The 15,582-nt window shown below is 61.0% G+C and carries 12 protein-coding genes; 6 read left to right on the forward strand and 6 right to left on the reverse strand.

Annotated elements, in window-relative coordinates; genetic code table 11:
• Positions 1–1,844: phosphoketolase family protein (locus EOC94_RS16580; protein WP_148128430.1), on the reverse strand; the 1,844-nt coding region annotated here is incomplete at its 3' end.
• Positions 1,845–2,125: 281 nt separating this feature from the next.
• Here EOC94_RS16580 and EOC94_RS16585 point away from each other — a divergent pair.
• Together EOC94_RS16585 and EOC94_RS16590 are read left to right on the forward strand one after the other, a co-directional pair.
• Positions 2,126–4,117 (forward strand): protein-L-isoaspartate(D-aspartate) O-methyltransferase, encoded by a 1,992-nt coding sequence (locus EOC94_RS16585; RefSeq protein WP_127291828.1) that lies wholly within the window; start codon positions 2,126–2,128, stop codon positions 4,115–4,117.
• Positions 4,118–4,213: 96 nt separating this feature from the next.
• Positions 4,214–4,420, forward strand: coding sequence for a hypothetical protein (locus EOC94_RS16590; RefSeq protein ID WP_126105496.1), 207 nt, complete (start codon positions 4,214–4,216; stop codon positions 4,418–4,420).
• A 21-nt stretch (positions 4,421–4,441) separates the two neighbouring features.
• On the opposite strand, the gene EOC94_RS16595 is transcribed toward EOC94_RS16590, so the two are convergent.
• The 4 genes from EOC94_RS16595 to EOC94_RS16610 all read right to left on the reverse strand — a co-directional run bounded on the left by EOC94_RS16595 (position 4,442) and on the right by EOC94_RS16610 (position 10,404).
• On the reverse strand, positions 4,442–4,939 hold the full coding sequence (locus tag EOC94_RS16595) for a DUF1772 domain-containing protein (RefSeq protein WP_127291830.1): 498 nt from the start codon (positions 4,937–4,939) through the stop codon (positions 4,442–4,444).
• A gap of 591 nt (positions 4,940–5,530) precedes the next feature.
• On the reverse strand, positions 5,531–7,117 hold the full coding sequence (locus EOC94_RS16600) for a SpoVR family protein (RefSeq protein ID WP_126105494.1): 1,587 nt from the start codon (positions 7,115–7,117) through the stop codon (positions 5,531–5,533).
• A gap of 10 nt (positions 7,118–7,127) precedes the next feature.
• Entirely contained in the window at positions 7,128–8,435 is a 1,308-nt protein-coding gene (locus EOC94_RS16605; RefSeq protein ID WP_126105493.1) for a YeaH/YhbH family protein, read from the reverse strand.
• A gap of 19 nt (positions 8,436–8,454) precedes the next feature.
• On the reverse strand, positions 8,455–10,404 hold the full coding sequence (locus EOC94_RS16610) for a PrkA family serine protein kinase (RefSeq protein WP_126105492.1): 1,950 nt from the start codon (positions 10,402–10,404) through the stop codon (positions 8,455–8,457).
• A gap of 255 nt (positions 10,405–10,659) precedes the next feature.
• Here EOC94_RS16610 and EOC94_RS16615 point away from each other — a divergent pair, with 255 nt between their 5' ends.
• A complete protein-coding gene (locus EOC94_RS16615) occupies positions 10,660–11,130 on the forward strand; it encodes a YbhB/YbcL family Raf kinase inhibitor-like protein (RefSeq protein WP_126105491.1) in 471 nt (156 codons plus the stop codon).
• Positions 11,131–11,241: 111 nt separating this feature from the next.
• A complete protein-coding gene (locus tag EOC94_RS34105) occupies positions 11,242–11,403 on the forward strand; it encodes a hypothetical protein (RefSeq protein ID WP_095489090.1) in 162 nt (53 codons plus the stop codon).
• A gap of 61 nt (positions 11,404–11,464) precedes the next feature.
• Here the strand turns inward: EOC94_RS34105 and EOC94_RS16620 are convergent, their stop codons facing one another.
• Positions 11,465–11,902, reverse strand: coding sequence for a DUF2267 domain-containing protein (locus EOC94_RS16620; protein WP_095489250.1), 438 nt, complete (start codon positions 11,900–11,902; stop codon positions 11,465–11,467).
• Between the two features lie 185 nt (positions 11,903–12,087).
• On the opposite strand from EOC94_RS16620, the gene coxB reads away from it, so the two are divergent.
• Together coxB and ctaD are read left to right on the forward strand one after the other, a co-directional pair.
• Complete coding sequence (coxB, locus tag EOC94_RS16625) at positions 12,088–13,065, forward strand: cytochrome c oxidase subunit II (RefSeq protein WP_127291833.1); 978 nt, start codon at positions 12,088–12,090, stop codon at positions 13,063–13,065.
• Complete coding sequence (ctaD, locus tag EOC94_RS16630) at positions 13,062–15,578, forward strand: cytochrome c oxidase subunit I (RefSeq protein WP_127291836.1); 2,517 nt, start codon at positions 13,062–13,064, stop codon at positions 15,576–15,578. The genes coxB and ctaD overlap by 4 nt, the downstream gene beginning before the upstream one ends.
• The last annotated feature ends 4 nt before the right edge of the window (positions 15,579–15,582 follow it).

Raw genomic sequence — 15,582 nt, forward strand, 5'->3', positions numbered from 1 at the left:
CCCCAGGTCCCCGCCCCCGCCCGGCAGTGCGTTTCCGCGTCTTCCACAGACAGCCATTGCGGCGCCGGCTGCTTGCCGGCGGTGATCACGTTGATGCGGTTGTAGGTTCTCAGGCAATGGTCGGCGATCCAGAGCAGCGTGTTGGCATCCGGCGGAAAATACAGCCTGACCGTATCGGCCTTCTTGTTGGCGACGAAGTCGGCAAAGCCCGGATCCTGATGGCTGAAGCCATTGTGATCCTGCCGCCAGACATGGGAGGTCAGCAGGTAATTGAGAGAAGCGATCGGCTTGCGCCAGGCAAGCTCCCTGGACGTCTTCAGCCATTTCGCATGCTGGTTGACCATGGAATCGACGATGTGGATGAACGCCTCGTAGCAGGAGAACAGGCCATGGCGGCCGGTCAGCAGATAGCCCTCCAGCCAACCCTGGCAGAGATGCTCGCTGAGCACTTCCATGACGCGGCCGTCACGGGAGAGCTGGACGTCATAGGGCTCGATCCGCTGCATCCAGACCCGGTCCGTGACTTCGAAGACGTGGTCAAGGCGGTTGGAGGATGTCTCATCCGGTCCCATCAGCCGAAAATTCCTGGCCTCCGCATTCAGGCGCATCACGTCGCGGAGATAGCTTCCGAGAACCCGCGTCGCCTCGGCCTTGGCGCCTCCTGGACGCGGCACATCGAGCGCCAGGCTTTTCCAATCTGGAAGCGCGAGGTCGCGCTTCAGCAATCCGCCATTGGCATACGGGGTCGCGCCCATGCGCTGGGGCCCGGTTGGCGCAAGCGCCGCCAGGTCTGGAAGCAGACGCCCGCTATTGTCGAACAGCTTTTCCGGCTCGTAGCTCCGCATCCAGTCTTCGAGGATCTTGCGGTGCGCCTCGTTGCCGCGAGCGTTCGACACCGGCACTTGATGCGAGCGCCAGAAATCCTCGACCTTCTTGCCATCGACCTCCTTCGGTCCGGTCCACCCCTTCGGGCTACGCAGCACGATCATCGGCCACAGCGGACGCTCTCCCTGCCAGCCCGAAGCACGGGCTCGCTTCTGGATTGAGCGGATCCTGTCCAGCGCGGTGTCCAGCTTCGTGGCCATCAACCGATGCATGGGAATTGGCTCGTGACCTTCGACGAAAAATGGTTCGTAGCCATAGCCGGCAAACAGGCTTCGCAATTCCACGTCATCCATGCGGGCTAGGATTGTCGGGTTGGCGATCTTGTAGCCGTTGAGATGCAGGATCGGCAGCACGGCGCCGTCGGATGCCGGGTTGAGGAACTTGTTGGAATGCCAAGCCGCCGCGAGCGGACCGGTTTCCGCTTCACCGTCGCCGACGACGCAGGCGACCACCAGATCGGGATTGTCGAAGGCCGCGCCGAAAGCATGGACCAGCGCATATCCCAGTTCTCCGCCTTCATGGATCGAGCCGGGCGTTTCGGGCGCCACATGGCTAGGCACGCCGCCAGGAAAGGAGAATTGCCGGAAGAGCTTTCTCAGGCCGTCTTCGCCCTGGCCGATTTCCGGATAGATCTCGCTGTAGGTGCCCTCGAGCCATGTGTTCGCGACCATCGCCGGGCCGCCATGACCTGGGCCGCAGATAAACAGAATTTCGAGACTGCGCTCACGGATGACGCGGTTCAGGTGGACGTAGATGAAATTGAGGCCGGGTGTCGTGCCCCAATGGCCGAGCAGCCGCGGCTTGACGTGCTCGGCTTTCAGGGGCTCGCGCAGGAGCGGATTGTCGAGCAGGTATATCTGGCCAACCGAAATGTAGTTCGCGGCGCGCCAATAGCGGTTCATGAGAGCGACCTGATCAAGGCCTGTTGGCTGCGCGGTGGTCCGAGCCTCGTCGTTCATCGAAACGTCTCCAGAATGCGTTTGCCCGTCGATATCTGGAGTGCCATCGCCCCGGAGAAAGGATTTTCACGGAAATAAGTTCGGCTGGAGCCGCCATTTACGCCTGCCAATCGCTCTTTTGCAGGAACCTGGAAGCTCGCCAACGGTTAAGGAGACGAGCCGCAGGAAATGATCAAGCGCTGCCGAGGCCGGGCGCGCACCGATGGAGGGATTGTCGCCGTTGGGCACGATTGGGGGCACAATCGGGCCGGAGGGCCGCCAACTGGCAAGAGGAGCAAAAGATGCTCGATCTTCCCGATGCACGCAACCGAATGGTCGAAGTCCATCTCAGTCGCCGTGGCATCCATGACCACGAGGTGCTGGAAGCGATGCGTGAGGTTCCGCGCGAGGCTTTCGTCGCACCCGGCTTTGAAGAATTCGCCTACGAGGATGGGCCGCTGCCGATTGCGGAGGGCCAGACGATATCGCAGCCCTACATCGTCGCATTGATGATCGAGATGGCGGAGATCGGACCGGGCGACCATGTCCTGGAGGTTGGCACCGGCTCCGGGTACGCGGCTGCCGTGATGAGCCGGATCGTCGAACGCGTTTACACGATCGAACGCCACGCTGGATTGGCCGAAACGGCGAGGCAGCGGTTCGAAGAGCTTGGCTATGATAATATCGAAGTTCGCACCGGCGATGGCACCAAAGGCTGGCCCGACGCAGCGCCCTTCGACGCCATTCTGGTCGCAGCCGGCGGACCCGGTGCGCCGCTTGCGCTTCAGGAGCAGCTCGACGTCGGCGGCAGGCTCGTCATCCCGGTCGGCGACGAACCGCATGATCAGCGCCTTCTCAAGGTCACCCGAACCGGCGCTGCAACTTACAGCGAAGAGGATTTCGGCGGCGTGCGGTTTGTCCCGCTCATCGGCGAGCAGGGCTGGCCCGAGAATGGCAGCCGCATCGCGGATCGTCCGTCCGGACGCGCGCGCACGCGCAGCCTGCCGGAGATGATCGCGGCGGCGGCCGAACCGCTGCCGGATTTCGACGATCCGGCGTTCGGCGAATTGTTCGACCGGTTTGGCGACAGGCGCGTCGTCCTGCTCGGTGAAGCGAGCCACGGCACGTCGGAGTTCTACCGAGCCCGCGCGGCGATCACTCGCAGGCTGATCGAGAAACACGGCTTCACCATCGTCGCAGTCGAGGCCGACTGGCCTGATGCAGCGGCGATCGATCGCTACGTCCGCCACCGGTCGTCACGCGCTGACGCCGATCCGCCGTTCCAGCGGTTTCCCACCTGGATGTGGCGCAACACGGACGTTGCGGCGTTCGTCGACTGGATGCGACAACACAATGAAAGGATCAGGATATCGTCCCGACTGGCGGGGTTCTATGGCCTCGACATCTACAACATGAGCGGATCGATCGCCGCGGTTCTGCAATATCTCGACCGGGTCGATCCGCAGGCGGCAAAGATCGCACGTGAACGCTATGGCTGCCTGACGCCTTGGCAAAACGAGCCATCCACCTATGGCCGTGTCGCGCTCACATCGGGTTACGAGAAATGCGAGAAGGCGGTGCTTGAACAATGCCGCGAACTGCTTGCCAAACAGCTCGACTATGCGCAGCAGGACGGCGTCGATTTTCTGGATGCCACCCAGAATGCCCGGCTGATCGCTTCCGCAGAACGCTACTATCGGATCATGTACTATGGCGGCGCGCAGTCCTGGAACCTGCGCGACACCCACATGTTCGAGACGCTCGAGCATCTGCTGGAAGCCCGCGGGCCGAACGCCAAGGCGGTCGTGTGGGCGCATAATTCCCATATCGGCGACGCCCGCTATACCGAGATGGGAATTGTCAGGGACGAAGTGAACATAGGCCAACTCTGCCGCCAGCGTTTCGGCGACGAGGCAGCCTTGATCGGGCTCGGCACGCATTCCGGGACAGTGGCCGCGGCCTCCGACTGGGACGGCGAGATGGAAATCAAGCGGGTGCGGCCTTCCCATAGCGATAGCTACGAGCGGCTTTGCCACGACTGCGGCGTCTCGCGTTTCCTGCTCGACATTAAGCGCGACGACACGCTGCGCGAACGGCTTCTGGAGCGTCGGCTGGAGCGCTTCATCGGCGTGATCTATCGGCCGGAGACCGAGCTGCGCAGCCATTATGCGGATGCCTCTCTTTCCCAGCAATTTGACGCGTTCGTGTGGTTTGACGAGACCGCCGCGGTGACGCCGCTTGGGCCGGAGCATGTCGGTACGGGCGTTCCCGACACCTATCCGTTCGGGCTTTAGCGCCTCACGGCAGAGCCGTATCAAGGTGCGTTTCGGCGGAACATTCATCGCGCCCTGCTGTTTCTAGAACAGGACCCTTTTCGAAGGAGTTGTGCCATGAGCGGAACCAAACATCCAAAATGGAAAAAGCCGAGCGATGCCGATCTGAGGAACAATCCCGGTATCGGGACCTCCAAGGGCACGATCAAAGAAGGCGACGAACTCATGCTCGAAGGCGAAAACACGATTGAAGGCGATGTCGAGAACGACACGAACGCCCTTGGCGGGATCAATCCAAGGCAAAAGATGCGGACGAACAAATAGCGTCGCGGCCATCCCTCCGCGCTATTCACTCCCAGCAAAAAATGTCGCGGCGACAGCAATTGAGATCAGGCTCAGCATCGCCAGGCCTGCCCTGGCGACGTGCGAGGCTTCCCAAACGTCGCGCAAGTCCCTCCAGTCGCGGCTTTGCTTCCGAGGGAGCATTGAAAAAAACGTCGCGGCTGGTTTCGATACAGCGATATCTTGCATCCAGAAATTGTTGACGGGATGCGTGACCAACCAATAGGTCGCATGTTCCGCCACCAAGAAGACAAGTGCCATCAAGGTCCACCAGAATCGAGCGCCTGGATAAGGCGTCAGGTAGAGCAGGATGGCGAGCGCAATGATGCCGCCGATCTCGGCGAACCCGCCGACAGTGAAGCCGGGATAGTAGATCGCCTGCACAGATTTGTAGGTTGCCTCCTTGAGGCGCAACTTGCCGGGCAACTCCAACGCGTGCGCGAGCGAGAGAGCCATCGTGATTGCGACCAGAAGAAGGGCGACAATCATGAATGCGCGCATGCTGTTACTCCCTGCCTCGCAATACGCAGCGTACATAGAGTGCTCCCCGACCCGGTAAAGGTGACGACGGTGGAGGCACCGTCCCATTTCCAATGCCGCCTGACATTGAACCGCGCCGAATTTGTCGTTCGGCCGGCGCGCCCGTGCCATCGGCCTTCACCAAAATGGCCACGTCCGTGACGGCAGGGAACCATCGCTAGGCACGATGGTTGTCATCCCAGGTGATCCTCCTCGAGGAACATCCCAGCTGATCCTCCTCAAGGAAACGGACATGCCCGATCCTGATCCGAACAATCCCGTGCCGATACCGGATAATCCCAATCCTGAGCCTGCGCGGCCGCCTGCTCCGCCGGAAACTCCGCCGAATGAGCCTCCGGGCGTTCCTCCGCCTTCGCCTGATCCCGTTCCCAGCCCGGAAAGGCAGCCCGTCGAAATTCCTCCCGATACACCACCCGAGATTCCCACGGAACCGACCTTCCCGGGTCCTACGGCCAGGGCATCGGACCCACAGCAAGCTTGATCACGAGAGGCTGCGCTGACGCATGGCGAAACGGCGCGGACCTTTGCAGCGATTGGCTGTAGACCGGTTGGTCATTCCCCGATTTGGCTGGTCGAACGTTCGTTGAGCGTCCCACCCGTTTGCGCATCGATCGCCGCCAGGCTGACCTCATAGCCCCACAGGCGACGGATATGGCGCAGTGTCGCGTCGCGACTGGCCTCCTCCAGCACGATGCCGTTCTTCACCTTGTGCTCCAGTCGCAACTGTCGGTCGCCGAGCAGGTCCACATCCACCACCTGGATATCCGGCCGGCTGGCGCCGATGTCGTAGCTGTGGGCGAGCCCGGCGCGTATCTTTTCGTAGCCACGCTCATTGTGTATCGACGCGACTTCGTAATGCGGTTCGCTGGCGGCATCGGCGAGGATAAAGAACCGCCATTTCCGCATCAGGGCGGGGCTCAGATACTGGCGGATGAAAGATTCGTCGCGATGGTTCGCCCACGCGTCGAGCAGGGTTTCGCGCCAATTGCCGTTGCCGGCTATATCGGGGAACCAGTCACGATCCTCGGCGGTCGGCTCAGTCGATATGCGCTGGATGTCCTGCATCATGTCGAGGCCCAAGGCATAGGGATTGATGCCGGAAAACCGCGGATCGTCGAAAGCCGGCTGAAAGATCACGTTCGAATGGTTGCGCAGGATTTCCAGCATCGCGCCTTCGGTGATCTGGCCGCGATCGAACAGCATGTTCATGAGTGTGTAGTGCACGAAGGTGGCACAACCTTCGTTCATCACCTGCGTTTGCCGCTGCGGATAAAAGTATTGCGCGACGACGCGGACGATCCTGATGATTTCACGTTGCCAAGGCTCCAGGACCAGGCTGTTTTTTTCCAGGAAGTAGAGCAGGTTCTCCTCGGGCAGCTTGAGCGTTTTCTTCCGCTCCGCCATGCCGAGGTCCGTTTCGCTGGCCTTGGTCCCGTCCTTCGAACGCGGGAGCGTGCGCCACAGGTCGTTGTAGGAACGCTCTTCGTACTCCAGGCGCTCGCGAATGCCTTCACGCTGCCGCTCCGACGACAGCTTCGGCGGCCGATGGTATCTGAACACGCCCTGTTCCATCAGCGCGTGGGCCGAGTCGAGGATCGCCTCCACCGCGGCCACGCCGTGCCGCTCCTCGCAGCGGGCAATGTAGCCTTTGGCGAAATCAAGATAACTCAGGATCGCGCTGGCATCCGTCCACTGCCGGAACAGATGATTGTTCTTGAAGAAATGATTATGGCCAAGTGCTGCATGAGCTGTCACCAGGGCCTGCAGGGCCATGGTGTTTTCCTCCATCAGGTAGACGATGCAAGGATTGGAATTGATGACCAGTTCATAGGCGAGCCCCCGCCCGCCTTTGCGATAGAGCAATTCCTGATAGAGGAAATGCTTGCCGAAGGACCAATGGCGATACATCAGCGGCATGCCGACCGAGGAATAGGCGTCGAGCATCTGCTGGGACGAGATGATCTCCATCTGCACTGGATAGACGTCAAGGTGAAGCTCTTCGATCGCGATCGCCTCGATCGCTTCGTAGGCGCGCGACAATGTCTTGAAATCCCAGTCGGACCCCGAAAAGAGCAAACCTGATTTGCTGGTTTGGCCGGATTTGCTGGTCTGGCCGAATTTGCTGGTCTGGTTCGCCATCAGCTCACCTTCAAGCGCTCTTCTGGAAGGCCGGCTGCCTGGCAAAGAGCTGGCGGAAGACCGGATAGATGTCGGCTGCGTTGGCGATGCGGCTCATCTGGAAATTCGGCCATCTCTGGTTGACAGCATTGTAGGCGCGCCAGAGCGAGGTTCCATTGTCGGTGGTGCCGAAAATATGGCTCTCGCGTTCGTCGATGATCTCGACATAGGCGAAATACTGGCACAGGCGCATGATCTGGCTGTCCATGAGGCCTATGCAGCGCTCGGAATCGGTCACGAAATTGTCGCCATCCGATGCCTGGGCGGCATAGATGTTCCACTCGTTGCTGGGATAGCGTTGCTCGATGATGCGGTGCATCTCTTCGAGGGCCGTGGAAACGACCGTACCGCCGCTTTGCGTATTGTAGAAGAAGGTTTCCTCGTCCACCTCCTGCGCCTCGTGCGTATGACGGATGAAGACGATTTCGGTGCGATCGTAGCGCCGTTTCAGGAACAGGTGCAGCAGCACGAAGAAGCGCTTGGCCAAATCCTTCTCGCGCTCGCCCATTGAGCCGGATACGTCCATGAGACAGAACATGACCGCATTGGCATTCGGCACGGGCCGGAAGTCGAAACGGTTGAAGCGGATGTCGACCGGGTCGACATAGGCGATCCGCTTGCGGCGGCGCTCAAGTCGCTCAAGCTCTTCCCGCAACGCTGTAATGCGCTGGCCTGCCGCCGCGCTCGCGGGCTCTGCCTCCAGGATTGCGAGTTCCTCCGCAATCGCATCGAGTTCCCCCTGCTTGGGACGCCTGAGCGCAATTCGGCGACCATGGCTGTTTCGCATCGTGCGCCCGACATTGATGTTGGTTGGGGCACCGGTCGCGGCGAACCCAGCCCGGCGCGGCTTGAAGGCAAGTATCTCCTTGAGATTGAGCTTGACCATGTCGGGAAGTTCGAGATCCTCGAAGAAGAGATCGAGCACCTCCTCGCGCGAGAGCACGAAACGAAAGTCGTCTTCCGAGACCGCTTTCCCGGGAGACGAGCCGCCGCCGCCCTGGCCGGGCTTGGGAACCCGGTCGCCTGGGGCGAAATGCTTGTTGCCCGGCAGGATGTGCTGCCGCCTGCCGCTGTCCTTCGCATCGCCGAAGCTCGGCTCGGCTGTGCCCCTCGCTGGCATGGAGACGGCATGCTCGGCATCCACATCCGCGATCTTGCCGGTGCGGATCTGATCCCGGATGCTTCGCTTCAGTTCCTCGCGCGCACGCTTCAGGAAGCGCTGGCGGTTGCCGAGGCTCTTGTCCTTCGGGTTCAGTCGGCGATCGATGAAGATCGGCATGGAACCATCCCGGCCGGACTCAACCCGCCTTGTTCACCCGCATGTACCAGTCCACCAGCCGGCGGACCTGACGTTCGGTGTAACCGCGTCCGACCATCCGATGCACGAACTCGGTATGCCGCTTCTCTGTTACGCTGTCCTGCTTGGAGCCGAAGCTGATCACCGGGAGCAGATCCTCGACCTGGCCGAACATCCGCTTTTCGATGACTTCGCGCAGCTTTTCATAGCTTGTCCATGACGGATTGCGGCCATTATTCCTGGCCCGGGCGCGCAACGTGAACTTCACGACCTCGTTGCGGAAGTCCTTGGGATTGGCGATGCCGGCCGGCTTTTCGACTTGCGACAGTTCGTTGTCCAGCACCTCGCGATTGAGGATCTGGCCGGTGTCGGAGTCTTTGTAGTCCTGATCCTCGATCCAGGCGTCGGCGTAGGCGATGTAGCGGTCGAACAGGTTCTGGCCGTATTCGCTGTAGGATTCCAGATAAGCCTTCTGGATCTCATGGCCGATAAACTCGGCATAACGCGGGGCGAGTTCGGACTTTATGAAGTCGAGATAAGCAGCTTCCGTTTCCTTTGGGAACTGCTCGCGCTTGATCGCCTCCTCCAGAATGTACATCAGATGCACGGGATCGGCGGCCACTTCCTTGGTGTCGTAGTTGAATGTCTGCGACAGGATCTTGAAAGCAAAGCGCGTGCTGACGCCGGTCATCCCTTCGTCGACCCCAGCGGCATCGCGGTATTCCTGAACCGACTTCGCCTTGGGATCTATGTCCTTGAGGTTTTCGCCGTCATAAACGCGCATCTTCGTGTAGAGCGGCGAATTGTCGTGCTCGGCCAGACGCGTCGATACGGTGAACCGGCTGAGAATGTCCAGGACCTCCGGAGCACAAGAACTGGAGGCCAACTCGCTTTCGCGCAGCAGCTTTTCGTAGATCTGCCTTTCTTCGGTGACCCGCAGGCAATATGGCACCTTGACCACCAGGATACGGTCGAGGAACGCCTCGTTGTTCTTGTTGTTCTTGAACTGCAGCCATTCCGATTCGTTGGAATGGGCTACGACGATGCCCTGATAAGGGAAAGATCCGAAGTTTTCCGTGCCGTTGTAGCTGCCTTCCTGGGTAGCGGTCAGCAACGGATGGAGGACCTTGATCGGCGCCTTGAACATCTCGACGAACTCAAGCAACCCTTGCGTGGTCCGGTTCAGGCCGCCGCTGTAGGAATAGGCGTCCGGATCGGATTGGCTGAAATGCTCGAGTTGTCTTATGTCGACCTTGCCGACCAGGGCCGAAACGTCCTGGTTGTTCTCATCGCCTGGCTCGGTCTTGGCGATGCCGATCTGGCGCAGCCGCGAAGGCATCAGCTTGACGACGCTGAACTTGGAGATGTCGCCGGACAGTTCATCGAGGCGCTTGGCCGCCCACGGCGAGATCAAGCCGTTCAACCGGCGCCGCGCGATGCCGTATTTGTCCTCCAAAAGGTCAGCCATGCGGTCGGGATGGAAAAGCCCGAGCGGCGATTCGAAAACCGGGCTGATCTGGTCGCCGACCTTCAGCGTATAGATCGGACGCTGCTCCATCAGCTTCTTCAGCCGTTCGGCCAGCGAGGACTTGCCGCCGCCGACAGGGCCGAGCAGGTAAAGAATCTGCTTGCGCTCCTCAAGCCCTTGAGAGGCGTAGCGAAAATAGCCGGCGATACGCTCGATCGTGTCCTCCATGCCATAAAACTCGGCGAAGGAGGGATACACCTTGATTGTCCTGTTCGCGAAAATGCGGCCGAGCCGCTCATCCATGCTGGTGTCGACCAGAGTGGGTTCGCCGATCGCCTCGACCATCCGTTCGGGCGCCGAGGCATACATCGATTTATCCTCACGGCAGGCGAGGAGATATTGCTGGATGCTTATCTCCTCCTGCGCCGCATTCGTGTAAATCTCCGAAAACAGATCGAAGACGTCGGAGTGGTTCTCGCGCATGGTATCCTCGCCCCGGCCGGTCTGGTTGCTGTCGCCTCTTCATTCAACTGTCGGAAAGCCTTTGTGGTTCCCTCTCAACACGTAGTGAGTCTGAGACCAGATGTTAGGGGTCCAGACAGATATCGTCAAAGCCTGAAAACCAGCCAGCCAATGGTTCGCACAATGGAACGTTTCCGAGGGACGTCCATTCCTCCATCAGTGCGCTTGCCGAGCACAAGCACGCCACGAACAAGCCGTTTTTTGGAGGAATGAGCCATGCCGCTTACGCTCAGCAGTTCCGCCTTTGCCGAGGGTGGAAAAATTCCGGAAAGATATACCCGTGATGGAAAGAACGTGTCCCCGCCGCTGAAATGGTCGGGTGTGCCGGATAAGGCGAAGAGCCTCGTTCTCGTCGTGCAGGATCCCGATGCGCCGAACGGAACCTTCGGTCACTGGGCAGTGTTCAACATCCCGCCTGACGTCGGCGAACTGCCCGACGCTGAGAGTGGCAAGCCTGGTCCTGCAGCGCTCAGGCAAGCCACAAACGACTTTGGCAACGCTTACTATGACGGTCCTGAACCGCCGATCGGGCACGGCATCCATCATTACCATTTCCGACTTGCCGCGCTCGACACGCCGAGCCTCGCGATTCCGGGGTCCGCGGGCGTGGAGCGCATCTGGCAAGAAGCCAAAAAACATGTCCTGGAGGAAGCAGAATTGGTGGGGACATACGAACGCAACGGTTGAATTGGCGGCACAGGTCATTCGGTTGAAGATATCTACACCGTGCTGTCCGCCCCTGCACCAGAAGGGAGGAACGGTTCCACCTTCTCGACAATGAGGGAAAGGAGATGTTCCATGTTCGAGAACAGCATGTGGTTGATCGTCGTTGCCGGCGGCCCGCTATTGCTGGCGATCCTGATCGCCTACGCACTCCTCACGCAGCGCGATCGCGGTCCGGCAGAACGCAGAGAAAGCGATCGGGCGACCGAGCGCTTGTATCGCGAGCAAAAGGACTGACCGGCTGGGGCGGAGCCAGTTGAAGATCACATCGGCAGCCCGACCTTTGTCTTTGCTGCCACTACACTCCGACGCTTTCGGGCCAAAGCGCCTGGATGTGTTTCGGCAAAGCGTCTCGCACTTTCGCCGACTGGCCGAGGTCGACATGCCGAGCGAGAACTTTGAACACAGATCTCGTCGCATCCTCGGGATTCACGGGTCGAGTGGATTTCATCTCCTCGGCCACGCGCTGCAGGAATTCCTCCAATGAACGGCTGTTGGTCGGCAGATTATGCGGCCGATACCGATCATAGTAGGCGCCGCGTATGAGAAGCGGCAGCTCCGCTCCCAAATTGGCAGCCAGTTCGATCTGCAGCCAGTCTCGCAAAGTGCGCAAAACGGCGCCCAGCATATGCCAGGCAACGCGCCTATCGGGCCCGTGGTCGGCCATGATCTCGTCCAGCCAGATGTGTGTTGTTTGCAGGGTTTTGTCAAAAACTTCCAGGCCGGTTGCGCTCATCGTCGCCTCCTTAAGCATGGGCAATCCCAATACCCACCATGACGGGCAAACGGGGATCGAGCGCAATTGTTTCGTCAGTGGTTGAAAAATTGCCCAAGAGCCGCGGCGAATGCAGCTTTAGTTCGAAAGCTCAATCGCCCGGAACCTTCCGCCCATCTCGCCGGTTTACCGCGGAGGGGTTGGAAATGGGTCAATATTTCAGCCTGTCCGCTGCGTCTTTTTTGCTCGCGAGCGGCTATGCCGGCGCTTGGTCGGTACTTGAGCCCGCGGGAGAGGAAGCGCAGCAGATAGCCGTGCTGTTCTGGGTAATGCTAAGCGGCGGCGCGCTCATCTGGCTGGGCGTGGTCGGCCTGCTTCTTCATTCAGCCCTGTTCAATCGCCGCAGGCTGGCCGAAAAGTCCGCCAGCAGGATCATCCTTTGGGGCGGCGTGGTCTTCCCGTCGGCCACGCTTTGTGCCCTGCTCGCCTATGCACTGTGGCTGATGCCTGGCCTCCGGCCCTTCGCCCAGGCGAGCTCCGCCGCCCTGCGGATCGAGGTCACCGGCAGGCAGTTCTGGTGGGAAGTTGTCTATCACCCATCTCAGGGGTCACCGGTCGCTTCTGCCAACGAGATCAGGCTGCCGGTCGGCGAGCGGGTCGAATTGACCCTGAAAAGTGCCGATGTGATCCATTCCTTCTGGATTCCACCGCTCGGCGGCAAGATGGACATGATCCCCGGCCGCATCAACAGGCTTTCACTCAAGGCCACGAAACCCGGTGTTTTCCGGGGACCCTGTGCCGAATATTGCGGCACGTCTCACGCGCTGATGGCGTTCTCGGCCGTGGCGATGGAGCCCGAAGCATTCCGGTCCTGGCTGGCCGCCCAGGCGATTCCTGCGCCAAGCGCAGGCGCGAGCGGCAGCGCGCTGTTCCTGCGTCATGGCTGCGGGTCCTGCCATTTCGTCGCGGGCACAGATGCGCGCGGCACGATCGGCCCGGATCTTTCGCATCTCGGATCCCGCGTCACCGTCGGAGCTGGCATCCTGCCCAACACCGAAGACGCCGTCGCCCGCTTCATCGCCCGGCCCGAACTGATCAAGCCCGGCTCCAGCATGCCGGCTTTCGACATGTTGCCACCGGACGACGTTCGCGCCATAGCCGCCTGGCTGAGAGGCCTGCAATGAGCGCTGCGGTCAAGGAGCGTTCGCGGGAAGAATACAAGGCGCAGGAAGAGCGGCTGCGCACCGTGTGGGCCAATCCGACCGGCTGGCGCTACTGGACCTCGGTGAACAATTTCCAGATCGGCCTCTGGTACGGCTCGGCCGCCTTCGCCTTCATGCTGTTCGCCGGCGCGCTCGCGCTGCTCATGCGCCTGCAGCTCGCCGTGCCCGACAACGACTTCCTGTCGGCCGACTTCTTCAACCAGGCCTTCACCCTGCACGGCACGGTGATGATGTTCCTGTTCGCGGTGCCGATCTTCGAGGCGGTCGCGATCTTCCTCCTGCCGCCGATGCTGGGCGCGCGCGAGATGCCGTTCCCGCGCCTCGGTGCCTTCAGTTTTTGGAGCTTTTTCCTTGGCGGTATCTTCGTCTGTGGCTCGATCTTCTTCAATGCTGCGCCGTCGACAGGCTGGTTCATGTATCCGCCGCTCGCCACCGACAAGGAGTTCTCCGGCATCGGCGCCGACATTTGGCTGCTAGGCCTTTCGTTCATCGAAGTCGCCTCGATCGCGGCCGCCGTCGAGCTCATCGTCGGCATCATGAAATGCCGTGCGCCGGGCATGCGCATCAACCTGATGCCGCTCTTCGCCTGGTACCTGCTGATCGTGGCGGGAATGATCCTGTTCGCCTTTCCGCCGCTGATCGCCGGCGACCTCCTGTTCGAGATGGAACGGATGTTCGATTGGCCGTTCTTCGATGCGGCACGTGGCGGCGACCCACTGCTCTGGCAGCATCTGTTCTGGATCTTCGGCCATCCGGAGGTCTACATCATCTTCCTGCCGGCCATCGCGCTGATGGCGATGATCGTGCCGACTTTTTCCCAGCGTCCGATCGTCGGTTATTCCTGGATCGTGCTTGCGGCAGTGGGAACTGGGTTCCTCTCCTTCGGCCTGTGGGTGCATCACATGTTTGCGACAGGCCTGCCGCAGATCTCGCTGGCCTTCTTCTCGGCGGCCTCCGAGGCGGTGGCGATCCCGACCGGCGTGCAGATCTTCGTCTTCATCGCCACCATGCTTGCCGGCCGGGTGATCTTCTCGACGCCGATGCTGTTCGGTGCCGGAGGATTGGCCATCTTCGTCATCGGCGGGCTGACGGGGGTCATGGTGGCGCTAGCACCCTTCGACTGGCAGGCGCACGACACGTATTTTGTCGTCGCGCACCTGCATTATGTGCTGATCGGCGGCATGCTTTTTCCGGTCGTGGCCGGGCTCTATTACTATTACCCGCTGATCGACGCGAAGCAGCTTTCCGACCGTCTGGGTCGGCTCGCCTTCTGGCTGATGTTCTGCGGCTTCAACATCGCCTTCTTCCCCATGCATCTGAGCGGCTTGCGCGGCATGCCCCGGCGCGTCTTCACTTATCCGGCTGAAATCGGCTGGGATTGGCTGAACCTCATCTCGACGGCCGGAGCCTTCGTCTTCGCAGCGGGCGTGCTGATGGTTGTCTTCGACGTGCTCAGGCCGAAGCACCGGCAGCCGCGCGGCGAACTCAACCCGTGGAACGCCGGCACGCTGGAATGGATTTCCGAGCCGGAGGAGAACTGGGGCGTCCGCTCGATACCCCTCGTGCGCAGCCGCTATCCCCTGTGGGACCAAAAGGACCTTGCCCGCAAGGTCAATGAAGGCCGCTATTACCTGCCCGACGCGGAAGAGGGATGGCGCGAGGGACTGGTCACCTCCGTGCTCGACGCCGAACCCATCCAGGTGCTGCGCGTCGGCGGCACGTCCTATGTCACCATCGTCTCGGCCCTCTCGCTCGGGGCCGCCTTCATCGCGCTTACCTTCCACTGGTGGATCGCGACGGCGCTGGCTGCAATTATCTGCTTTTGCGCCGTCCTCTATTGGCTCTGGACGGGCACCGGCGAAATCCCCGAGAAGCCGGAGAAAGATGTCGGCCTCGGCCTCAGCCTGCCGCTTTATGCCTCCGGTCCCGATTCGGTCGGCTGGTGGGCGATGTTCATCACCATGGTGGGCGACGGCACGGCCTTTGCCAGCCTTGTCTTCGGTTATTTCTTCTACTGGACGATCCATGCCGACTTCACCGCGGGGATTGCCGGGCCTGATGCGGTCTGGTCGCTGGTGGCTGCCATCCTGTTTGCTGCAGCGTGGGGCCTGATGGTGGCGGCACGCACGTTCAACAGGCGCGGCGCCACGGCCGCTATGCGCGGCTCGCTGGTGCTGTCCTTACTAACCACCGTCGGCGCGTCCGCCGCAGGCTTGGCCGGGCCGTGGTCTCCCGGCATGGAGCCGACGCGCCACGTCTATCCCGCAATCGTGTGGATCCTCGTGCTCTGGGTGCTCGCCCATGCAGCGGTCGGCACGGTCATGCAGGCCTATTGCCTGGCACGCTCGCTGGCGGGCCGGCTGACGCCGAAGCATGACATGGATCTAGGCAACGTGCTGCTCTACTGGCATTTCCTGCTGGTCACCGCCGTCATCACCTTCACCATCATCGGCCTCTTTCCGGCAGCGATGTGAGGCG

The organism is Mesorhizobium sp. M6A.T.Ce.TU.016.01.1.1 (assembly GCF_003997065.1).
Lineage (GTDB): Bacteria > Pseudomonadota > Alphaproteobacteria > Rhizobiales > Rhizobiaceae > Mesorhizobium > Mesorhizobium mediterraneum.

Excerpts from the sequence above, each read along its gene's own strand:
- EOC94_RS16585 (WP_127291828.1), top strand. The coding sequence starts at position 2,126 with ATGCTCGATCTTCCCGATGCACGCAACCGAATGGTCGAAGTCCATCTC.
- EOC94_RS16590 (WP_126105496.1), top strand. The coding sequence starts at position 4,214 with ATGAGCGGAACCAAACATCCAAAATGGAAAAAGCCGAGCGATGCCGAT.
- EOC94_RS16595 (WP_127291830.1), bottom strand. The coding sequence starts at position 4,939 with ATGCGCGCATTCATGATTGTCGCCCTTCTTCTGGTCGCAATCACGATG.
- EOC94_RS16600 (WP_126105494.1), bottom strand. The coding sequence starts at position 7,117 with ATGGCGAACCAGACCAGCAAATTCGGCCAGACCAGCAAATCCGGCCAA.
- EOC94_RS16605 (WP_126105493.1), bottom strand. The coding sequence starts at position 8,435 with ATGCCGATCTTCATCGATCGCCGACTGAACCCGAAGGACAAGAGCCTC.
- EOC94_RS16610 (WP_126105492.1), bottom strand. The coding sequence starts at position 10,404 with ATGCGCGAGAACCACTCCGACGTCTTCGATCTGTTTTCGGAGATTTAC.
- EOC94_RS16615 (WP_126105491.1), top strand. The coding sequence starts at position 10,660 with ATGCCGCTTACGCTCAGCAGTTCCGCCTTTGCCGAGGGTGGAAAAATT.
- EOC94_RS34105 (WP_095489090.1), top strand. The coding sequence starts at position 11,242 with ATGTTCGAGAACAGCATGTGGTTGATCGTCGTTGCCGGCGGCCCGCTA.
- EOC94_RS16620 (WP_095489250.1), bottom strand. The coding sequence starts at position 11,902 with ATGAGCGCAACCGGCCTGGAAGTTTTTGACAAAACCCTGCAAACAACA.
- coxB (WP_127291833.1), top strand. The coding sequence starts at position 12,088 with ATGGGTCAATATTTCAGCCTGTCCGCTGCGTCTTTTTTGCTCGCGAGC.
- ctaD (WP_127291836.1), top strand. The coding sequence starts at position 13,062 with ATGAGCGCTGCGGTCAAGGAGCGTTCGCGGGAAGAATACAAGGCGCAG.